Source organism: Brevibacterium sp. FME37 (assembly GCF_014897485.1).
Lineage (GTDB): Bacteria > Actinomycetota > Actinomycetes > Actinomycetales > Brevibacteriaceae > Brevibacterium.
On the sequence record NZ_JABUYE010000002.1, the window covers coordinates 290,266 to 311,519 of the forward strand.

Genomic DNA, 21,254 nt, shown 5'->3' on the forward strand with positions numbered 1-21,254 from the left:
AGAAATCTACTATGCCATGGTGAGAAGAATCCTCAGCCCGGGTAGGAAGGGTCCTTGGCCGAGATATCGATGAGCTTCTGCCAGGCATTGGAGTTGTAGGAGTAGATCTCTCCAGAGGAGCTCGTCACGAGGATCGAACGACCGTCTTCGCCGGAGGCGATCCGACTGCCATCAGGGACCTCTCCCAGCTGGGCGGGAGGCCCAGTCACGCCGATGCGGAACGGCTGGACCCGTTCGCCTGCCGTGGCAGCCAGCGCCACCACCGAGGTCGATCCGGCCCAGGAGATGTCCCTGACCTCATCGAAGTTCGACCCGACTTCGATCGGCGCATCAGACACGGTGCCGGAGGGGTTCCCCGCTTTGTCACGTGGGATTCCGACGACGTCGATGCGTGATGGTTCGCCCTTGTGTCTGCTCAGCAGCGCGATCCGTGTGCCGTCACGGGAAACTTCCAGGTCGATGAGGTCGCGACCGGCCAGGAAGTCCGTGTTGATGGTGTGTTCCTTGCTGTCATCGCCGATGGCCGTGAGCTTGCCCTTGTTGGCGCGCTCCCCCGTCCAGACCGTATTGAACCGATCGATGCTGGGGCGCACCAGTTTTTTTCCCTTGAAGATCGGAGTCGCATCAACAGAGTCGGCTTTGAGACGCATCAGCTCCTTCCCGGAATTCTGCAGGTAGACGTAGAGCGAATCGTCGAAGGAGACGGCGGGGTCGCTGGCCCTGGCCTTGGACAGGTCAGGACTGTTCTCGACTTTGGCCACGGTCGTGCCGGAGATGCGCGAGAGTCGGTCTTTGGCCAGCACCACCGGTGGACCGTCGACCTGGACCGAGGAATCGGTCTCGGGCTGCAGACTCTCTGGGACGAGTTGTCCCCCGATAGTCAGTTCGATGCTTGAGATTGAGGGAATTACCTTCAGAGTCGATGCGATCTGTTCTCGAATCAGCCCCTTCTCCTTGTCCGTGGGCGCATCCCCCTGGTTACTCAGGGCAATGTGTGCGACACCGTTTTCGATGCTCACCACGTTCGTGTCGCTGAGTTTCGCGCCGTCGGGAATCGAGGTCACGACAGCCCCTGACAGATATGGGGCTGGACCGCTGAGGAGTTCGTTGATGAGAGCTGTCGGCGTCGACGACGACCGGAGGAACCAGCGGGAGTCAGGAACCAGGTAGGAGTAGTCAGAGGTGAAGAATTGGAGCGAGTAGTTGAGGAAGATCGTCTGGAACTCCGACTGCGAGATGAGCAGACCGTCGGGCGCCGAGGCGATGCGCCATTCCCCGTTCTCCTGCCTCAGCGAGAATTCCATGTTCGACTGGGTTCCCGGTTTGGTTGAGTTGAAGATGCCCGAGGAGTTGACCAGTCCGACGACGGGCGCCGACATCGTCAGCGTCTTCTGGTCGGAGGTGACTTCGGCGTTGAGCGAATCCAGATCGGTGTCGTTGGGCAGCAGCGACACCGATTCCTGCGGATTCCACTCCTGTGCCTCGGCTTCGGTGAGGAAGGACTTGGCGACGGAGAAGTTGTTTCCGGTGCCCGCGCCAGCGGCGAGGAACCCGCGGACGATTTCACCGATGCTGTCACCGGGTTCGGGGCCATCAGGGATCCGAGCGTTGCTGGCACCCGGGTCACCGGAACCGGCCTCGATGTGACCCACGGGCGAATTGCTCGGGATCGAAGAGCAGGCTCCCAGGGCCAGACTGGCGAAGACGGCGAGGATCGCCATGCTCAGACCCTTCTTTCGTCGGGGCGTCGTCATGACTTCGATCCTCCTTCGGGGGGCCACACGGTGTCCATGTCAATGTGAATGCTGGTGTCGGTGTCATCGGCAACGGTGTCGTCTGTGTCGTCAGCAGCAGTGTCGTCGCGGTTACCGGTGGCGTCTTCGCTCATGTCCTCAGTCTGCTCTGCCTCGCCGAGGTCTTCAGCGATCGAGTTGCTGTCAGCGGCCGAGTCACTCTCGGCGTCGCTGGAACTCTCCGTGCCCCTGCCTATGTCAGTGCCGTCGTCGATGATGGCAGCATCGCCGCGGATGACCTCAGGGCCGTCAACGTATCCTCCACGGGCGGGAGGAGTCTGATTGGCTTCGACCACGATGGGGATCGACCCCGTCTGGATTCGCACGGAACCGTCGGAGGACAGAGGGCCTGCCACCAGCGCAGCACCTTGGATCTGCGCATCCCGAGGCGGCAGCGGCAGAGGTGAGGAGGTGATTTCCTGGTCGGGTCGGCGTGGAATGGTCAGGCGGAAGCATGAGCCTTCGCCCGGTTTGCCCCAGACCTGCAGCCAACCGTTGTGCAGGTGAGCGTCCTCGAGTGAAATCGCCAGGCCCAGGCCAGACCCACCCAGTGTGCGTTTGCGAGCGGGATCGGCACGCCAGAACCGGTCGAAGACGTGCTCGACCTGTTCTTCGTTCATGCCCACACCGTGGTCGCGCACGCTCACGGCCACTGCCTCGGCGTTGGAGGCGACATAGATGTCGATCGGGTTGGTCTCACCGTGTTCGATCGCGTTGACGACGAGGTTGCGCACGATCCGTGTGATGCGCACCCTGTCGACCTCGGCCATCACCGGCGAGGACGGAGCGTGGACGACGATGTTCGTCGACATCTGATCTGCCACCATCGACACTGTCTCGATGATCGAGGTGACGATGGCGCCGATGTCGACGGGCTTGGCTACCAGGGCAGCGGCGCCGGCATCATAGCGGGAGATCTCCAGCAGGTCCGAGAGGAGGTTGTCGAACCTCTCCGCCTGCGAGTTCAGCAGTTCGGCGCTGCGAGCTGTCACGGGATCGAGGTCATCACGCGAGTCGTAGATGAGGTCCGCGGCGGCGCGGATGGTGGTCAGAGGTGTGCGCAGCTCATGAGAGACATCGGAGACGAACTGCCTTTGCAGGACGGAGAGTCGCTCCATCTGTTGGATCTGATGCTGAAGGGTGTCGGCCATGTCATTGAAAGACTCCCCCAGCACGGCAATCTCGTCGTTGCCGTGGACGGGCATGCGCTCGTCAAGGTCACCGTCGGCGATCAGTCGTGCCACCTCGGCTCCGGTGCGCACCGGGGTCACTACGAGCCGGGTGACGATCCACGCCACAGCACCGACGAGGACGACGAGGACGAGGGCGGCGACGAGCATCGACCTCTGGACGAAGTCGAGGGTGTCCTGCTGTTCGGACAGGTCGCCCAGATAGTAGAGCTGGAACTGTCCTGCGCCAGGGATCTGAAGCTCCTGGGAGATCAGCAGCCCGGGCCCGGACCCATCGGGAAGTGCCACTGACTGATAGAGCATGTCGTCGGTCGGAGCCTTGCCGATGGCAGCCTTGAGCTCATCACTGATGGGCACCGCGGCCGCCGCACCATCGGAGTCCGTCGTACCGGCACTGATCGTTGAGAACGAGGAGTTCGGATCGCTGGGTTCCAAGGTCAACGAGTACACAGAGCCGGTGGAGCGGTTGTAGATCGATGACAGCTGTGAGCTCAGGTTCTCTTGGGTCACGGCCTGACCGTCGACGGGAGAGAGGCTGCGCAGCTCGGAGACGATGGTCCCCGCCTGGGACGACAGAGACTGGAGCCTGGTGTCGAAGAGGCCACGTGAGATCTGCTGTGACATGTACGTCCCCACCCCGAAGATGGCCACGGAGGTGAGGACGATGGTGAGGACGACGATCCGCAGCTGCAGAGAATGGCTGAACGAGCGGAGGAGGAACCGCCAGAACGTCCGGATCGCCGAGGCTGCGGTGCGGATTGCTCCGCCCACAGCCGAAGAGCGACTCACGCCGCTCTGCCTGCCTTATATCCGACGCCGCGCACGGTGACGATGATGTCTGGTTTCTCCGGGTCACGTTCGATCTTCGACCGCAGTCGCTGCACGTGTACGTTCACCAGGCGCGTATCCGCCGCATGCCGGTAGCCCCACACTTCTTCGAGCAAGGTTTCGCGGGAGAAGACCTGCCATGGTTTGCGGGCGAGAGCCACCAGCAGATCGAACTCGAGTGGTGTCAGTGAGATCGGCGAACCGCCCTTCGTCACGGTGTGACCGGCGACGTCAACGACAACGTCACCGACGGTGAGCAGCTCCGGGGCCTGTGGTTCGGAGATGCGCAGGCGGGCTCGCACCCGGGCAATGAGCTCCTTGGGTTTGAAGGGCTTGGGAACGTAGTCGTCGGCGCCGGATTCCAAACCGAGGACAACATCGACGGTGTCCGATTTCGCCGTGAGCATGATGATCGGCACCGAGGAGATCTCGCGGATCTCTCGGCAGACCTCAAGCCCGTCTTTGCCGGGCAGCATGAGGTCGAGGAGGACGAGGTCCGGGTTCACCTTCTCAAATTCGCCGAAGGCCTGATCACCGGTAGCGCAGAAGAAGGGCTCGAAGCCTTCACTTTTGAGCACAATCCCGATCATTTCGGCCAAAGCCGTGTCATCATCAACTACGAGGATACGAGCGTTCATCTTTCCATTGTCGCTTATGAGCGCCCAATCTTTCGACCTCGACACCCCCACCTCTCATTGCAGACGTTGTGAACTCTGTTTCAGGGTGCGATTCGAGTCGGCGCTGGGCACCAAATCATGGCAGGATTGCGTGGTAATGGGACGATCTAATGCGTGGACCTCAGAGGTCGACTGGCAGACAGGTCAGTGGCAACGACGAGATCAGGGCCCGACGCATCACGAATGGCACCCGCCTTCCCCGCGTGGAGTTCTGGCCAAACGACCGCTGACCTTCTTTGAGGTGCTCGATTCCGGTTTCCGTCTGCTGCGATTCATTCCCGGGCTCACCATCGGTGCGGCTCTCATCGTGTTCACGCTCTGGAGTCTCGTCCTCACCGCGGTCGGTGCTTTCGTCGCGCTCAAGTTCCTGCCCTTCCTCAACGATCTCGTCAGCAATGACGATGCGATGTCCGGGTTCTTCCTGCTCGCGCAGATGGGATCGTTCGCGATCAGCCTGCTCAGCCTCGGCGTCGCTCATTTCCTTGCCGGACTGGCCGCCAGCGGTGCCGAAAATTCGTTCGGGGCACGCAAGACGACTTTGACTCAGTCGTGGGCGTCGCTGCGTGGTCGCCGCTGGTCACTGATTCTCGCGGCCCTTCTCCTGGGCGCCGTCAATCTGGGTCTGCTGGTTCTTCTCGGGCTGCCCTCGCTTCTCTTCGCACTCTCCGACAACACGGTTATCGCAATCGTCACTGCCTTCCTCGCGCTGGGACTCTGGTTGTGCGCCCTGATCTGGCTGAATCTGCGTTTCGCCTTCACCGGCTCTGCGATCGCCGTCGAAAAGCTGGGCGTGCGAGCCGGACTGCGACGCTCCTGGCGCCTGACCGGCACCGGATTCTGGCGCACCCTCGGACAGCTGGGACTCGGCTACTTCCTGTCCAACCAGTTGGTCCAACTCATCATCTCTCCTCTCGTCATGGTCGTCACCGTCATCGCCACCATCGCCATCGGCGCCGCTGGTGCGGCCTCCATGTCGATGACGATCATCGTCGCCATCGCCGGAGCTCTTCTTCTGCTCCTGACGACAGTGTCCTCGGCGATTCTCTTCGCATACTTCTCCTGCCTCGTCTGCGTCTGCTACTTTGACCAACGCATGCGTACTGAAGGGTTCGACCTGGTTCTCATTCGCCGTGAGGAGGACGCCGCATGAGCATGTTGGCAAGTTCGACCATCGATCGAGAGACCGGGCGCGAATGGGTCGAGCACGAACTGTCGAAGAAGGAATACTCGGACACCGATCTCACCCCGTTGGAACAGATCGGTCAGTGGTTGAGCAACTTCTGGGACTCGATCGTCTCAGGCGCACTCAACAACAACTCTCCGTGGATGCTTCTCATCGTCATCGTGGCTCTGGCCGCCATCGTCGGCCTCATCATCTGGCGGGTCCGCCGAGTCGGGCTGAAGAAGACCTCCCTTCCGTTGTCTGCCTTCGACCCTGTCGTCGCCTCACCTGAGCCCGGCCCTTGGAGAGAGAGTGCGCGGGCCGCCGCCGAGCGCGGGGATATGAGGACTGCGGTCATCGATTCTGCACGTGCCATCTTCGCTGTGCTCTCCCAGAAGCACATCGTCACTCTCGATTCAGCATCGACTGCCAGCGAACTCAGCCGCACTGCCGGAGACGAAGTGCCCGAACACCGGCGCCAGTTGGCCCGAGTCGCCGAGGTGTTCAACGACCTCTTCTTCGGTGAGGACCCTGATGGGACTTCGCTCGCTTCGTTATCTGAGACCTATCACGAGTTCCTCGCACTTGATGAGGCGTTGAGCGCGTTGAGTCCGCGCCATCGATCGGCGGTGGCATCATGAGTGCCCTTATCGACGTCGCTACCAGAGGCACCCGTTCGAGTGCGGCGGTCCCGCTGACGGCTAGGCTGAGGTCGGCCGGTGTGTGGATCGTGGCGGCCATCGCCATCCTCATCACCGTGATCGCCACGATGCTGATGACCTCGGACCGCGAGTCCGAGGCACCTCTGCACTACGATTCCACGGCTCGTGAAGGCACGAAGGCCATGGTCGAAACTCTGCGCGACCATGGGGTCGAGGTGACCACGACCGAGGACTACGAAACGGCTCACAAAGCTTCCGGGAAACCGGACACGACACTCCTGATTCCGACGAAGGCCGATCTGCTCTCCCAGGGCGATATCGACGGCTTCCAGTCTCAGCTCGCCGCCAATGACAATCGACTGGCACTCATCGATCCCGGCCATATGGTCCAGGAATTCACCGACAGGATCACGGTCGATGACAGCATCAGCCCCTTGGCCACCCCGGATAAGATCTCACGGCCGCATTGTGAGGTGCCGGCGGCCCAGGCTGCCGGCGGCGTTGAGACCGGCGAGACGGAGTATGCCGAGGCCCGAAAAGGCACCGAGGGTCTGAGCACCTGCTACCCGTTCACCGGCCCTGGCGTCTCCCAGGTTGGCGGTGGCGAAGTCACCCCTGGATCGGCGCACGGGCAGCTCATCGTCGATGAGGGCGGCGGAGGGAAGGCCGACTTCCCCGTCACCGTCCTCGGCAATCCCGACTGGGCGACCAACGCCGGCATCGATGAAGAGGGCAATGCCTCACTGGTTCTCTCCCAGCTATCACAGTCCGGCCACCTGGTCGTCTACTACCCCACCGAGTCCGGTGAGTCCGAGTCGACCCCGTCGACCTTGGACTATGTGCCCAGCTGGTTCATCGCCGGAGCCCTGTGGCTGGTTCCGTGTGTGCTCATCCTCCTGCTCATCCTCGGCCGCAGGTTCGGTCCCCTGGCCGTCGAACGCCTGCCGGTCATCGTTCCCGCTGTGGAGACGGTGCACGGTCGTGCGGCTCTGGCCGCGCGCAGCCACGACCGGACTGGTGCCCTGCACACCCTGCGCACTGGCGCTCTCCTGCGCGTTGCGAAACGGCTGGCGCTGGGTCCCGAGGCCGGGCCCCGCGACATCATCGTCGGCATCGCGAACGCGACCGGCCGAGATCCGGCCCAGGTCGATTCGGTCTTCTCCTCCGCAGTGCCCAGCACCGACTCAGAATTAGCGAACATCGTCCATCAGCTCACCCTCATCGAAAGTGAGATCTCATGACACAGACTCCAGGCGAGAACTCTGCCCAGCAGCCGCAGGGCCAGGCCCAGCCGACCCAACCGGCACAGGCCCAGCCCCAGTCGGCACAGGCACAGGCACAGGCCGAGCCCTCCCAGCCAGCGCAGTCGCAGGCGGCACAGCCAGGCCAGCCCCAGCAGGCGGCTCAGGAGCGCGACCCTCTCCGGGAGGCGTTCGTCGACGTGCGCACGCAGATCGCCAAGGCCGTGGTCGGACAGGACGAAGCGGTCACCGGGATGCTCATCGCACTGCTGTGCCAGGGTCACGTGCTGCTTGAGGGTGTGCCCGGTGTCGCCAAGACCCTCCTGGTGCGCAGTTTCGCCACCTCGGTCAGCCTCGACAACACCCGCATCCAGTTCACGCCCGACCTCATGCCCAGCGATGTCACCGGTTCCCTGGTCTATGACGCGTCCGTGTCGAATTTCGAATTCCGGCCCGGCCCGGTGTTCACCAACATCCTCATCGCCGATGAGATCAACCGCACCCCGCCCAAGACACAGTCGGCGCTGCTCGAAGCCATGGAGGAACACCAGGTCTCGGTCGGCGGCGGGTCCCGTGCTCTGCCGGAACCGTTCATGGTCGCGGCGACCCAGAACCCCCTCGAATACGAGGGCACCTATCCTCTGCCCGAGGCTCAGCTCGACCGGTTCCTGTTCAAGCTCGTCCTCGGACTGCCCGAACGCGACCTGGAATTCGAGATCCTTGACCGTCATGCACGCGGTTTCGACGCCTCTCACCTTGCTGAGGCGGGACTGACACCAGTCGTCGACGCCGCCATGATCGCTCAGGCCAGGGAGCGCATCGCCGGCATCTACATCGCCCCACAGGTCATCACCTACATCGTCGACCTGGCTCGCGCAACCAGACAGGCACCGTCGCTGGCCCTGGGCGTCTCTCCCCGCGGTGCCACCCGAATGCTCGGTGCCGCACGCGCCTATGCCTGGCTCTCGGGCCGCGGCTACGTGACACCCGATGATGTCAAGGCATTGGCGCACATGACCCTGAGCCACCGTGTGATCCTCCGACCCGAGGCTCAGATGGATGGACTCAACGTCGATCAGGTCCTCAACTCGATCATCGCGACCACCGAAGTACCACGCTGAATGACCACACGACTGCTCCTGCTGACCCTGCTCGGGCTCGTCCCCGTCATGCTCATGCCGGGGTTCACGAGTGCACTGATCGTCGCTGGCGTCATCGTCATCGTCGCGCTGCTCGATTTCTTCCTCGTTCCCCCGCCGAGGTTGGTGTCCCTCCAGCGCACGCCTGGACCGATGGTCCGGCTGGGTGATCCGACCGACTGCACGCTCACCATGGTCAATGACTCCCCCAAACGCCTGCGGATCGCGGTCCGTGATGCGTGGTCACCGAGTGCGAGAGCCGAAAACACACGCTCGCACTTCGACCTGTCCCCAGGTGAGAGCAGTCAGATGGTCACTCACCTTCTGCCCGTGCGCCGCGGTGCTCTGCACGCGGACAAGGTCACCATCCGCAGCCGCAGCATCTTAGGCCTCATCGCTCGGCAGAAAAGCTTCGATGTGCCGGCGATCGTGCGCGTCCTGCCGCCGTTCATCTCCCGGCGCGAGCTTCCTTCGAAGACGCAGAAGCTGCGTGAACTCGATGGCCGGTCTGCTGTGATGATCCGCGGCATGGGCACAGAGTTCGATTCGCTGCGCGACTATGTCGACGGTGATGATGTGCGCTCTATCGACTGGCGTGCCAGTGCCCGTGCTCAGGATCTGGTCGTCAAGACCTGGCGGCCAGAGCGTGACCGGAGAATCGTCATCGTCGTCGATTCCTCCAGACTGGCCGCACGTCGCTGCGGTGACGGCACCATCTTCGATGCTGCGCTGGAGTCTGCTCTGCTGTTGACGGCTTTGGCCTCTGGGGCAGGCGACCGAGTCGATGTCATTGTCGCCGATGCACGCATCCGGGCAATCGCCTCGAGCCATCGCTCGAAGGATCCCGTCCATGACCTTTCGGTGGCGCTGACGACGGTGCACCCGGAACTCTACGATGCCGACTGGGAGCAGATCTCGTCGACTGTCCTGTCCACCTCACGCCAACATGCGCTCGTCGTCCTCGTCACCGCTTTGGATGAGGGCAGCGTCTCCGACGAGATCCTGCCTGTCCTGCCGACTCTCTTGGCACGTCACCGCGTCGTGGTGGCCTCGGTGGAAGATCCTGGCCTGGGTGAACTTGCGGCGAAGCGTGAGGGCACCGATGAGATCTTCACAGCTGCGGCTGCGGAATCGGAGCTGCTGACATCGAAGTCCCTGCAGACGCGTCTTCGCGGAGCCGGTGTCCAGTCGGTCGAAGCGGGACCTGAGGATCTGCCCGGAGCTCTCGCTGACCTCTACATCAATCTCAAGGCGACTGGGAAGCTGTAGGACCCTCACACAGTGGTGCAGGCTAGACCAGTCAGTGGTGGAAGGTCCATCTGTCTGCGGTGGAGGCTCTACCGATCTGTCGCGAGGATCGAGTAGCCCGCCTGGTGCTCGTCGAGATCGGCGCTGAGTCCGGCCCTCGCGGCACGCTTGCCGAAGTACCAGGCATAGGCGATGACTGCTGCTGTGTAGGCAACGCCGATGGCGATTTTAAGCTCCGGCGGGATCGGATTGGGGGTGACGAACCCTTCGATGAGTCCCGAGATGAACAGCATGAGGACCAGACCACCGGCCACGGTCAGCAGTGATCTGGCTTCTGAAGCGAGTTTGTTCCGCCGCAGCTGAGGTCCCGGCACCACCCAGGCGAAGAACAGTCTCAGTCCCGCCGCACCTGCGAGGATGATGCAGCTGATCTCGGGGATTCCGTGCGGAAGAATGTAGAGGAAGAAGTCCGAGCCGCGGTCGAACTCGAACATCATCGCACCGGAGAATCCGACGTTGACCGCGTTGGAGAAGAGTCCTGAGACGACAAAAATGCCGGTGATGCCGAGGAGCACGAACTGCACGGCGATCCACGCATTGTTCGTCCACACCCCGACTGCGAAGAACCCGTTCGGATTCTCCTTGTAGTACTCAACGAAATCATGCTCCGCGAACTGCTTGCGGAAGGCGTGGTCGCCGAAGGTCTCGAGAACCTCCGGGTGCATTCCCGCCCAGATCCCGGCCAGACTCGCCACTGCCAAGAAGCATGCGGCGACGATGAGGAAATCCCACCGGAGTCGATAGATCGACAGCGGCAGGCTGATGACGAAGAAACGAGAGAGACCGCTGAGGCCACCGGAGGGAACCGCCGAGAGATGGTTGCGCGAACGATGCACGATCGCCGACAGTCGTGCGGCTTCCAAGGAGTCGGGAGCCACCGTCATGATCCGAGAGAGGTCCTTCGACGCATCCCGATAGAGGTCGAGGAATCTGTGGGCCTGGGCCGGATTCAGCCAGTTCTTCTTCGCCAGCATGGACAGTTCTCGCCACTTGTCGCCGTGCAGTTCGGCCAGCAGATTCGGGTCCATGACTCAACCCTATCTGAGTGTCAGGCAGACCAGAATCTGTGTCCCAGGCGATCCGCAATGAAGTGGGGATGCGAATTATGACAGGATGGAATCGTGAGTACTTTGGTGACGGGCGAAGCCGTCGAATTGAGCATCCAGCCTGCGGCTTTGGCCGCGCGTGCGTTGAGCTGCCTCATCGACTACATCGTGTATTCGATCGTCAACATCGGGCTCCTCATCGCCATGTTCTGGTTCCTGCTGCAGGTCCTTGACGTCAACGAGCTCCTGCTGGCATCGGTGATGACCATCATGAGCATCTCGGTGTTCGTGCTCTTGCCGATGATCATCGAAGTCCTCACCCACGGCCGTTCGATCGGAAAGCTCATCCTGGGTCTGCGCGTCGTCCGCGACGACGGTGGGGCCGTGCGGGCCAGGCACTCGTTCATTCGCGCCATCCTCTGGCCCTTCGAGATCCTCTCCACCGGTGGCGGACTGGCAGCCCTCTCCGGTCTGGTCTCGCCACAGTCCAAGCGCCTCGGCGACTACATGGCTGGGACGATGGCCGTCAGCGAACGCACCGCCCCACCCCAACCGGTTCACACACATGTCTCACCGCATCTGCAGAACTGGTTGGCAGAGACCGACATTGCCACGCTCCCTGCCGGGCTGCACCGCCGGGTTGTGCAGTTTCTGTCCATGGCTGAGAACCTGGGCCGCGATTCGCGCTGGGAGCGGGCGAAGGAACTCGCCACCGAGCTCAACCCCTATGTCGCACCCGCACCGCCAGAGGGAACGATGCCGGAACAGTTCCTGTCTGCAGTCATCCACCGACAGCGCTCGGCAGAGTTTTCGAAGCAGCAGCGCCGCAGTGAACAGTCACAAGCGTTCCGTGCAGGCGTCAACACACTCCCACATGGGCTGCATCTGCAGAACCGCTGAAGGTTTCAAACCCGGCCCCGCGCTCATCTCTCTACACTTAGATCCGCAGACTTTTCAGGCCCGGCCCCCATCGTTTGGGGGTCGGACCTGAAGACGTCAGGGAAGCTCAGTACCGGTAATGCTCGGGCTTATATGGCCCGGCGACGTCGACGCCGATGTATTCGGCCTGCTCCTTCGACAGCTCGGACAGGTTCGCTCCGAGTGCCGGCAGGTGGAGGCGCGCGACCTTTTCGTCGAGCTCCTTCGCCAGGCGGTGCACATCGTTGTCGTAGCGTTCGGGGCTGACCCAGAGTTCGATCTGCGCGAGCACCTGGTTGGCAAAGGACGCGCTCATCACGAACGAGGGGTGGCCGGTGGCGTTGCCCAGGTTGAGCAGGCGGCCTTCGGACAGGACGAGGAAGTCCGTCTGTTCGCGGTCCAGACCCAGGTCGGTGGGGACGGGCACGCGCCATTCGTGGACCTGCAGCTTGATCTCGACCTTGGTGACTCCGGAGACCTTGGCCAGGCCGGCCAGATCGATCTCGTCGTCGAAGTGTCCGACGTTGCCGACGATCGCCCCGGGTTTGAGGCTGGTCAACACCTCGACTCCGACCACCCGCGTGTTGCCTGTAGTCGTGATCATGATGTCCGCGGTCGGTGCCACCGCGGAGAGATGCTCAACCTGGTAGCCGTCCATTGTCGCCTGCAGGGCGCAGATCGGATCGATCTCGGTGACGATGACCCTGGCACCCTGACCACGCAGCGCCTCGGCGGCCCCCTTGCCGACATCACCATAGCCGACGACGACGGCGATCTTGCCGCCGATGAGGACATCTGTGGCGCGGTTGAGACCGTCGGGCAGGGAGTGGCGGATGCCGTAGCGGTTGTCGAACTTCGACTTCGTCACGGAATCATTTACGTTGATGGCGGGGAACGGCAGCTTGCCGTCCTCAGCCAGACGGTAGAGGCGGTTGACTCCCGTCGTGGTCTCTTCGCTGACACCCTTGATGCCTGCAGCCATGCGACCGAAACGTCCTGGTGCGGCCTCGAGCGATTTCTGCACCTGTGCCAGAAGGACCTTGAACTCTTCCGGGTCGTCCTCACCCGCGGTGGGCACTCCCCCGTCGAGCTCGGCCTGGGCACCCTTGAGAACGTACATCGTGGCGTCGCCGCCGTCGTCGAGGATGAGGTTGGCTCCCTGCGCGAAGTCGAAGATCTTATCCGCGGCCCACCAGTACTCTTCGAGGGTCTCACCTTTCCAGGCGAAGACCGGCACACCAGCTGGAGCGTCGAGGCTGCCGGTGCCGACGACGACAGCGGCAGCGGCCTCGTCTTGAGTGGAGAAGATGTTGCAGCTGGCCCACCGCACCTGCGCACCAAGCGCGACGAGGGTCTCGATGAGCACAGCCGTCTGCACAGTCATGTGCAGGCTTCCGGCAATGCGAGCCCCGGTCAGCGGCTTACTCTGCCCGAATTCTTCACGCAGTGCCATCAGCCCAGGCATCTCGCGTTCTGCCAGTCGGATCTGGTGCCGGCCGGCCTCGGCCAGGCTCAGATCGGCAACCTTGAAGTCGGTGGATTCGAGCACGGTACCTCCATGGAGAACGGAAACTGTTGTCGTCTGAGTTGAGTCTATTGCCTTCGGGCCTCGACGAAGTCACTGGCCTGTGCCGTCAATTCGCGCAGCCGCTGCGGGTCGCTGGCCTCGACGTTGAGTCGCACCAGGGGCTCCGTGTTCGACATGCGCAGGTTGATCCACCAGTCTTCGCCCTGTAGCCCGATGCCGTCGAGGTCATCGACCGTGTTGGCCGGGAAGTGACCGGATTCGGCCGAGAAGGCGGTGAGCACGGCTTCGGGATCGGCCACGGTGAAGTTGATCTCTCCCGACTGTGCGTAGAGATCGTAGTCGGCGACGAGTCGTGACGCAGGTGCCTTTGTCTTCGCCAGAGCGGCAATCAGGTGGCAGGCTGCGAGCATGCCGGAGTCGGCACCGTAGAACTCATCGAAGTAGAAGTGAGCGGAGTGTTCGCAGGCGAAGACGGCATGTTCGGTGCGCATGAGTGTTTTGATGCCCGAATGCCCGACCTTCGAGCGGACCGCCCGACCTCCGGCGGCTGTGATCGTTGCAGGCACGCTGCGGGAGGTGATGAGATTGTGGATGACCACAGGTTCGGTGACGCCGGCCGTCTTCGCACGGGCGATCTCACGTTCGGCGACGAGTGCACCGATCGCCGAGGGCGACATGGTCGCCCCGGTTTCGTCGATGAAGAAGCACCGGTCGGCATCTCCGTCGAAGGCCAGTCCCAGGTCCGCGCCGTGATCGAGAACCGCTTGGGAGACGTCGAGGAGGTTCTCCGGCTTCAGCGGGTTCGCCTCGTGGTTGGGGAAAGTACCGTCGAGTTCGGTGAACAGTCCGATGACGTCGAAGGGCACCTTCGCAAAACCGGAATCAGGGCCGAAGACCTCACCGAGGAGTTTGCCCGCCATGCCGTTGCCGCAGTCGACGATGACCTTCAGACCAGTGACCTCATCGACGTGCGTCAGCGTCCGGATGCGTTCGACGTAGCGTCTGCGCATGTCCGCGGCCGCAACCTCGTTGATGTCCACCGCGGGTGCAGAACGGTGTGAACCGTCGACGGCCCGGCCGAATGTCGGCGCCTGTGGTGCCAGCTCCTTGATTCGTCCCAGCCCTGAGGCGAGGCTGACTCCTGCGGCTCGGGGGCCGCAGATCTTGATTCCGTTGTAGTCGGCCGGGTTGTGACTTGCGGTGATCATCGCACCGGGCAGGTCGAAGATTCCCGAGGCGAAGTACAGCTGATCGGTCGAGCACAACCCCAGCAGCACCGCTCGATAACCGGCTGCCTCGATGCCTGCGGCGAAGGCGTGCGCGAAACCGGGAGAACTGGGTCGCATATCGTGTCCGACGACCACCTCGGCGCTCGATTCGAGCTCCGACATAGCGAAGGCAGTGGCCCAGCCGAGAGCGAAGAGCACATCCTCGTCGAGCTGATCAGGGATGCGGCCGCGAATGTCATAGGCTCCGACCGCGGATTCGAGCGCAGTCGTGCGGGCCTCGACGAGGTCTGGACTGGGACTCGGCACAGCTCCGGGCCTGGGGTCGGTCATGAGTCGCCGATGATGCGCAGGTGACCGTGTTTGCGGCCCGGCACGGATCCGTCGCTTCGCCTCTCAGCGCTCGACGACGACGCAGACGAGGGTGACGACGCTGCCTCGCCCGCACTCGCACCGTCTCCGGGGCGTCCTGCCGCTTCTCTGACGGCGTCGGCGATGGCCAACAGATCGTCATGGGTGCGCTCGGGAGGCGCCTGCTCACCTCCGATGCGGATGAGCTCCCACCCCACCAAAGGGGTCAGTTTTGCGGCGTGGTCGGCGCACAGGTCATGGGCACCGGGCTCGGCGCGACGCGACAGCGGACCGATGACGACACAAGCATCAGCGTGCACGTACGTCATGGTGGCTGCGGCACTGCTCGAGCAGCTGACTTTTGAACACAATCTCACGGCTGACACAGTCAACCACTTTACACGCGAGTACCGCCTGTTCCTGTCAGCCAGGGCCGTATGGTCAGTACAATATTGACTCATGAGTACCAGGCGTCATCGTGATCGGCATGGCCGCGGACTGCGGTCCCCGCTGTTCTTGGCCGACGTCCCGGCCCGACTGCGCAGAGGGGAGAGCTTCGCTCGTGTCGCGGCCGAGGAGTTCGCCCGTTTCCGGGCGCAGGAACCGGCCCTGCTCGCCGAGGTGGTGCTGGCCATCGATGCGGTTCCACCGGCAAGTTCCACTGAGCCCGCTTTCGGCCGGGTCTTCCCGGCCACCGCCAACAGGCTCACGCACATCGTCCTCTACCGGCGAGTCATCGAATACCACAGCAGCGGCCAGCGTGATTCTCTCATCGCCGAGGTGGTCGCCGATCAGGTCGAGATCCTCCGGAACTCCTAGCGAAAGCGGATGCAGCCGACGCAGAAGCGTCTGCAGTCAGCCGAGGCGGATGTCGCGGTAGGCTACGCCGGCAGGTGCCGGTGCGGGCTGCACCGCAGAGATCCCAGAGTCCGTGGTTACCACATAGCTGGCGTGAACACCATCGGATTGCGAGCCTGAAGCGTTCTCCCCGCTGATGACGATGGCGCGGACCGCGTCCGGGGACACCTCGGCGGGGCTGAATTCGGTGGTGCCGGTCGGGTTGAGATCGATCGACTGGGGATCCGTGAGCGAACCATCGTCGAGCATGCCCCTCACCTGCACCTGTCCCTGTCCTGGTGAGAGGTAGAGCTTTCCGGTGCCCGTGCGCGGCAGGGCCATGATCTGTGAGTCAGCGAGAGTGTCGGTGGCGTTGATGCTGCCGAAGTCTGCACTGCCCTTCTCTCCGTCACGGCCGATGAAGGCGCTGGCCTGAATGCTCTGATCCGAGTCGAGGACGACACTCGTGGCGTCAAGATCGCCGAGGTCTGCCTCGGCGACTCCGTGTGCAACCACGGTCATCGATGAGCGGGGAATGTCGACCTCCCCATCGTGCCCGTAGGCCTTAAGCGATACCTCTGCCAGGTCATCGCCCGGGTTGGCCACGCGCAGGCGTGCGTCCTTCCCGTCGAGACCGGTGACGACCTGCTGCGAGGCGGCATCCGCTCCGCTGGTGGCCAGGTCGATGCCCTGGGGTGTCAGACCCTCGAGCACTGTCTCTTGGAGAGAGCCGGCCACGACTCCCCCGTCGACCTTGACAGCGACGGCCAGAGCCTCTGCACCGGAGGCAAGGCCTCCCAGTCGGATGGCTCGCTGCTTGCCGGCCTTGATGCTGACCTCTGTCGGTTCCCCGCGCTGTCCCGACGGCGTCATGAGCGTGACCTCAGCCTGGACGGGAACGTCGCCGGGATTGCTCAGCAGCAGTTGGGAATTCGATCCCGCAGCCCCGGAGCCAGCCAGAATTCTGAAGTTGCTTGCCGCTGACCCGCAGGTCAGAGTCGCGAGCCCAGTGAGGTCTCCAGATGTGCCTTCAACGGTCTGCACGCCGGTTGTCAGCGCCGGTGACCCGGGGCGGGCGAAGCCGGTGATGAGCTTGGTCTGATCGATCGGGTCATCGCCGGAGACGAATCCGTCCGAACTGGGATTGTCGAAGTTTGCTGACCCGCCCAGGTCTGCCACCTGCAGACGCGCTGCGGAGACCGAACCGTCTGCGGCGCTGATCGGTGCAGAGGCGGAGACTGCGCGGGTGGACACGTTGGAGTCGTCGACGAACTCCGCGTCGGTGCCTTCTGCCTCGTCATCGGTCAGGAGCGGGCCGGGACAGATCACACGAGTGTCGGCCGTGGGCATTCGGACCTGCTCGGGGCTGCGATCGAGCGTGCCCGGGGTCAACGGGGTCAGGAATGAGGTCGTGGCCACAAGCACTCCGGGGACGGCGATCGCCGCGAAGGTCACGAAGCTTCGCATATGTCTCATGACTTCGCCTCCACAGTGTGCTCGAATGCTGACTGCTTGGTTGCTGGGCTCTCGGTTGCCGGTTCAGCCTTTCGCCGAGGCTTCACCCGCATCGCACGCCCAGTCTTGGCTCGCCCGGTCTTCGCACGACTCGTGCGTGACCACGCCTCGGTCTGGCGCTGGGACCCGAAGGGGATCGCAACGATGATGGTGAGGAGGCCGAGAATCCAGCCGACGATGACGCCCGGAGCATAGAGCGGGGAACCGTAGGTGAGCTCGACGTCTCCGCCGGCGGCCGGCAGTGAGTATTCGGAGGCCCAGCTGATCGTGGACTTCACAGGCTTCGGCAGTTCCTTGCCATCGATGCTGGCGGTGATGTCTTCGGCACTGTCGGACACGATCAGGGTGCGCCCATCGTCGCCGGGAGCCACCTCGGCGGTGGAGCCGTGCATCGGTGCGGTGCTCATCGCACCTTCGGGTTCCCGCACCAGGAATCGGCCGCTGTAGGGGGTGTCAACCTGCCACAGTCCGCCGGATTCGGTTGGGCCGATCTGGATCACACCGTCGGCGGCGGCCACCGAGTTCGTCAGATTCTTCGCGCTCGAGTCGACCAGGACGAAGTCCACGCCCAGCTGGCCCAGGATGGGTCGGACGTCTCCTGCATCATCGGCCGAGAGTGCCGCGGCAGCCTGGGCGATGAGTGTCTGATCAGCGCTGATGGGCAGGGGTCTGCGCTCCCAAGGCCACCCGCCGACCGCCTCGGCGGACCGGATGGTCGAGGTGCCGATGACGGTTCCGTCGGCGGATGCGAGGAGGCGGACACGGACCTCACCATCGACGACATCGAGGTGCAGCGTGCGTGACTGAGTGTCACCGGTGGCCCGATCGGCGGCCAGTGCCGGGACGGTGCCGTGCTCCTGGGTGGTGACGATGTCCGCCGAGGTGGTGCTGGGGCCGGCGCTGACGACGATGAGTCCCACGGCGGCGATGGCTGCGAGCCCGGACAGGCCGCGCATGGGCAGTCGGCGGGAGTTCGTCGACTTCGTCGTCGTGGTTTGGGCACCGAGCGTGAGCAGCATGATCGACCCGAGGCTGAGCAGAGTCAGACCCGCGGCCGGATAGGAGCCGATGAGGTGGAAAGGCCCGGTTTGGGCAGGAAGGAGGATCTGGACGGTGGCCACCAGAAGACCGCCGAGGTAGAGGCCGACGGCCCACATCAGGCGGGACAGTCTGAGGTGAGCTTCGATGAGCGTGAGGAACGCGAGGATGAGCATCGGCAGCACCAGGATCGGTGCCCACAGCTGCAGCATCCCTGGGCTGATGCCGCTGATGCCGACAGCGCCGAGGAGATCGGCCAGCCAGGTCATGTCGATCGGTGAGGGGAAGCCGACAGCCAGGAGGTAGGTCGGTGGTGCCGGTGGGGCGAGGGGCTGGCCGGGCATGACGAAGATCGCGCCAGGGTCGGTGACGAGGCCGACCAGCCAGGGCCAGGCCAGGAACAGGGTTGGAGCCAGCAGCCACAGGTGGCGCAGTCCACGACCGGTGCACAGGAGCACTGCGGTGAGGATGATTCCCAGTGGCAGCATCAGCGGCACACCCGCGGTCATCAGGAACAGCAGAAGTCCGGCGGTTGCGGTGGCGGCGATCGACCCGGTGCGCAGGCTGCGTCGCAGGGCGATGACGAACAGAGGTGCGGCAATCCAGACGAAGATGACGCCGAGGCGGCCGTCCGAGAGCGCGGTGACGAAGAGCGGGGCCGCGATCCACAGCAGGGCGGCGAATCCGCGCACCCAGTTCCGTCTCACGATTGCGCCCGCAGCGCTGTAGGCGGCGATGACGGCAAGGATCGGGGCCAGGAGGATCAGGGTCCGAACCATGATGTCGACATGGCCCAGGAACGGAACACTCAGGGCCGCCAGGAGCAGCTGGTAAGGATCGGCGGGGACTGCAGCACCGGTGGAAACGTCGAGATGGGGGCTGAGCAGGCGGGAGACCAGCTCGCCCAGGCTGACGTCGGTGGACCCGAGCGCACCGCCGACCAGGTAGCCGGGGCCGAAGAGTCGGAAGGAGACGAGGCCGCTGAGTGCCGCAGCTGCGATGAGGAGGTAGGTCAGGGGGCTGCGGAAGAGTCCCGAACCGCCGGTGACTTCGAGGCGTGAGAACGAATCGATTGCTTCTTCGGTGTCACCGACCGGGTTGAGTTCGGTTTCGTCGATGTGCTCCGGGCTCGATCCGGCTGCCGAGTCGGCTTGGGCCTGGCGGGCCTCCTCGGCGGAGTTCATGCTCCGGCGCTGGACGGCGAGTTCGTCCGGGTCCGCGTAGAGGGGTGCCACATGGGAGCCGGTGGTGCGTTTCGCCCGACGGCTGCGGCGGGCGTTGGATCGTCGCAGCCGCGAGGTGATGCGGGCGTCGGCGGCGAGTCCGAGAAGCGCGGAGAAATACCAGGAGGCGGCGCGGACGTTGTTCGACAGCAGTCCCGCCAGGGTGTTCTTCAGCTGAGTGAGGATGAGGAGGCAGAAGATGCCGGCGAATCCGGGGCTGGAGAGGCTGAGGCGGTAGCGCTGTTCGGTCCGGATCTGTGACTTCGACGCGGGTGGCAGTGGTGAGGAGCCCAGCTGAGCGGCCGAGCGTGCGGACACCGTCAGTCTGGCGTTTGGTGCAACGACGACCCTGCGACCGAGGTCGCGCAGTCGACGCGAGTATTCGAGACCGCGGTAGGACATGCCGAGAACACGGGAGGGAGCTCCGATTCTCTCAAGCTCCGCGGTGGAGATGAGCATGCCCGGCAGGTCGAGGCCCAGCGTCTCCGACTGACCGTCGCGCTGTCCCTGGTCGACCTCGCCGTCTCCGACTGGATTGACCCGGGCTCCAGCCGAGGTGGTGGTGACGCCGGCGGAGATGATGCGGTCTCCGTGCGTGATCTTGGGACCGACAGCGGCGATCGATTCGGTCGCGCCGATGGCATCAAGCAGCTCTTCGAGGCACTCGGGGTCGGGACGCGAGTCTGCGGAGAGGAACCACAGATGGGTGCTGTCGGCGACTTCGGGGAGTGCAAGGGCCTCTGTGACGGCAAGACCCCCGAGATCCACAACGGGGATCTCGGGGAAGCTCGCGTTCAGAGCTGTTTCAAGCTCAACCCTGCTGTTGTCGTCGCCTGAGGCGACAACAACGGTGACGGCAGGTTTCACACGACCTGTTTCTTGAGTCGACGGCGTTCGCGTTCAGACATTCCGCCCCAGATTCCGAAGCGCTCATCATTCGCCAGCGCGTATTCGAGGCAGTCCGAGCGGACGTCGCATGAGGCACAGACACGTTTGGCTTCGCGAGTCGATCCGCCCTTTTCGGGGAAGAACGCCTCGGGGTCGGTCTGAGCGCACAGCGCTTGGTCCTGCCAGGAAAGCTCGCCGTCTTCGCCTGCTCCGAAGAGCAGTGAGAGCGGCGATACTGCGGAGTTGTCCGTGGGCAGCGGTGTCAGATCGTTTGGATCGATCGCTAATGGATCAGGCAGAGTATCCGGTGTACGCGCCCCCGGTTCGACGAACCAGTCTTCGGCACTTCGTGAAGTGACTCCGGGCGCGACTGTGGAGAGGTCTTCCCTCTCCTGCCTTTTGCTCTGTGCGCTTTGCACGGTTTTCCCCTTTCTCACGCTCAGCTCACCTACCACTGCGGGCTTCTGTTCCGGTACCGTTCGAGGAGTGAAATGGTCTGGGTGCGACCGACTCCCCGGATGGTTCCGAAGGTGAAGCTCGTGCTGACGGTATCAGCGTGGTGGGTGCTCGAATCCGAGAATTCGTGCTAAGTGCGTTCCCCTGTTAAGTATAAATTACACGCGTGTCATTACCGACTCGTCAAGCCCTTGTGGAGTATTGGCGGGAACGCATGTGGATTAATCG

At 63.5% G+C, this 21,254-nt stretch carries 17 protein-coding genes; 7 read left to right on the forward strand and 10 right to left on the reverse strand.

Annotated elements, in window-relative coordinates:
* Positions 1–32: 32 nt before the first annotated feature.
* From INT29_RS03555 to mtrA, 3 genes are read right to left on the reverse strand one after another with little or no spacing between them, the layout of a single operon-like run.
* Entirely contained in the window at positions 33–1,754 is a 1,722-nt protein-coding gene (locus INT29_RS03555; protein WP_193070751.1) for an LpqB family beta-propeller domain-containing protein, read from the reverse strand.
* Complete coding sequence (gene mtrB, locus INT29_RS03560) at positions 1,751–3,772, reverse strand: MtrAB system histidine kinase MtrB (protein ID WP_193070752.1); 2,022 nt, start codon at positions 3,770–3,772, stop codon at positions 1,751–1,753. The genes INT29_RS03555 and mtrB overlap by 4 nt, the downstream gene beginning before the upstream one ends.
* Positions 3,769–4,449 carry an MtrAB system response regulator MtrA gene (gene mtrA / locus INT29_RS03565; RefSeq protein WP_143921237.1) on the reverse strand — a complete coding sequence of 227 codons (681 nt, stop codon included), beginning with the start codon at positions 4,447–4,449 and terminating at the stop codon, positions 3,769–3,771. The genes mtrB and mtrA overlap by 4 nt, the downstream gene beginning before the upstream one ends.
* A 136-nt stretch (positions 4,450–4,585) precedes the next feature.
* On the opposite strand from mtrA, the gene INT29_RS03570 reads away from it, so the two are divergent.
* From INT29_RS03570 to INT29_RS03590, 5 genes are read left to right on the forward strand one after another with little or no spacing between them, the layout of a single operon-like run.
* Complete coding sequence (locus INT29_RS03570) at positions 4,586–5,638, forward strand: hypothetical protein (RefSeq protein WP_193070753.1); 1,053 nt, start codon at positions 4,586–4,588, stop codon at positions 5,636–5,638.
* Positions 5,635–6,291 (forward strand): hypothetical protein, encoded by a 657-nt coding sequence (locus INT29_RS03575; RefSeq protein ID WP_101569789.1) that lies wholly within the window; start codon positions 5,635–5,637, stop codon positions 6,289–6,291. Before INT29_RS03570 ends, INT29_RS03575 begins: the two co-directional genes overlap by 4 nt.
* Positions 6,288–7,553 (forward strand): DUF4350 domain-containing protein, encoded by a 1,266-nt coding sequence (locus tag INT29_RS03580; RefSeq protein WP_193070754.1) that lies wholly within the window; start codon positions 6,288–6,290, stop codon positions 7,551–7,553. Before INT29_RS03575 ends, INT29_RS03580 begins: the two co-directional genes overlap by 4 nt.
* Positions 7,550–8,674, forward strand: coding sequence for an AAA family ATPase (locus tag INT29_RS03585; protein ID WP_193070755.1), 1,125 nt, complete (start codon positions 7,550–7,552; stop codon positions 8,672–8,674). Before INT29_RS03580 ends, INT29_RS03585 begins: the two co-directional genes overlap by 4 nt.
* Positions 8,675–9,961: a DUF58 domain-containing protein gene (locus tag INT29_RS03590; RefSeq protein ID WP_193070756.1), complete on the forward strand. Its 1,287-nt coding sequence runs from the start codon at positions 8,675–8,677 to the stop codon at positions 9,959–9,961.
* A gap of 68 nt (positions 9,962–10,029) precedes the next feature.
* Here the strand turns inward: INT29_RS03590 and INT29_RS03595 are convergent, their stop codons facing one another.
* Positions 10,030–11,028 (reverse strand): stage II sporulation protein M, encoded by a 999-nt coding sequence (locus tag INT29_RS03595; protein ID WP_101569785.1) that lies wholly within the window; start codon positions 11,026–11,028, stop codon positions 10,030–10,032.
* A gap of 93 nt (positions 11,029–11,121) precedes the next feature.
* Here INT29_RS03595 and INT29_RS03600 point away from each other — a divergent pair, with 93 nt between their 5' ends.
* A complete protein-coding gene (locus tag INT29_RS03600; protein ID WP_319020829.1) occupies positions 11,122–11,946 on the forward strand; it encodes an RDD family protein in 825 nt (274 codons plus the stop codon).
* Positions 11,947–12,052: 106 nt separating this feature from the next.
* Here the strand turns inward: INT29_RS03600 and ahcY are convergent, their stop codons facing one another.
* The 3 genes from ahcY to INT29_RS03615 are packed head-to-tail and all read right to left on the reverse strand — an operon-like array spanning position 12,053 to position 15,398.
* Positions 12,053–13,513, reverse strand: a complete 1,461-nt coding sequence (gene ahcY, locus INT29_RS03605) for an adenosylhomocysteinase (protein ID WP_193070757.1) — start codon at positions 13,511–13,513, stop codon at positions 12,053–12,055.
* A 44-nt stretch (positions 13,514–13,557) separates the two neighbouring features.
* Positions 13,558–15,051 carry a phosphomannomutase/phosphoglucomutase gene (gene manB / locus INT29_RS03610; protein WP_193070758.1) on the reverse strand — a complete coding sequence of 498 codons (1,494 nt, stop codon included), beginning with the start codon at positions 15,049–15,051 and terminating at the stop codon, positions 13,558–13,560.
* Positions 15,048–15,398 carry a DUF3499 family protein gene (locus tag INT29_RS03615; protein WP_374701004.1) on the reverse strand — a complete coding sequence of 117 codons (351 nt, stop codon included), beginning with the start codon at positions 15,396–15,398 and terminating at the stop codon, positions 15,048–15,050. The genes manB and INT29_RS03615 overlap by 4 nt, the downstream gene beginning before the upstream one ends.
* A gap of 130 nt (positions 15,399–15,528) precedes the next feature.
* Here INT29_RS03615 and INT29_RS03620 point away from each other — a divergent pair, with 130 nt between their 5' ends.
* Positions 15,529–15,888 (forward strand): metallopeptidase family protein, encoded by a 360-nt coding sequence (locus INT29_RS03620; protein ID WP_101569780.1) that lies wholly within the window; start codon positions 15,529–15,531, stop codon positions 15,886–15,888.
* A 36-nt stretch (positions 15,889–15,924) separates the two neighbouring features.
* Here the strand turns inward: INT29_RS03620 and INT29_RS03625 are convergent, their stop codons facing one another.
* From INT29_RS03625 to INT29_RS20545, 3 genes are read right to left on the reverse strand one after another with little or no spacing between them, the layout of a single operon-like run.
* Positions 15,925–17,382 carry a DUF5719 family protein gene (locus INT29_RS03625; RefSeq protein WP_193070759.1) on the reverse strand — a complete coding sequence of 486 codons (1,458 nt, stop codon included), beginning with the start codon at positions 17,380–17,382 and terminating at the stop codon, positions 15,925–15,927.
* The gene (locus tag INT29_RS03630) at positions 17,379–20,549 is read right to left on the reverse strand and encodes a glycosyltransferase (RefSeq protein WP_193070760.1); all 3,171 of its coding nucleotides are present in this window, start codon (positions 20,547–20,549) and stop codon (positions 17,379–17,381) included. Before INT29_RS03630 ends, INT29_RS03625 begins: the two co-directional genes overlap by 4 nt.
* Entirely contained in the window at positions 20,546–20,989 is a 444-nt protein-coding gene (locus INT29_RS20545) for a WhiB family transcriptional regulator (RefSeq protein ID WP_308298048.1), read from the reverse strand. Before INT29_RS20545 ends, INT29_RS03630 begins: the two co-directional genes overlap by 4 nt.
* Between the last annotated feature and the right edge of the window lie 265 nt (positions 20,990–21,254).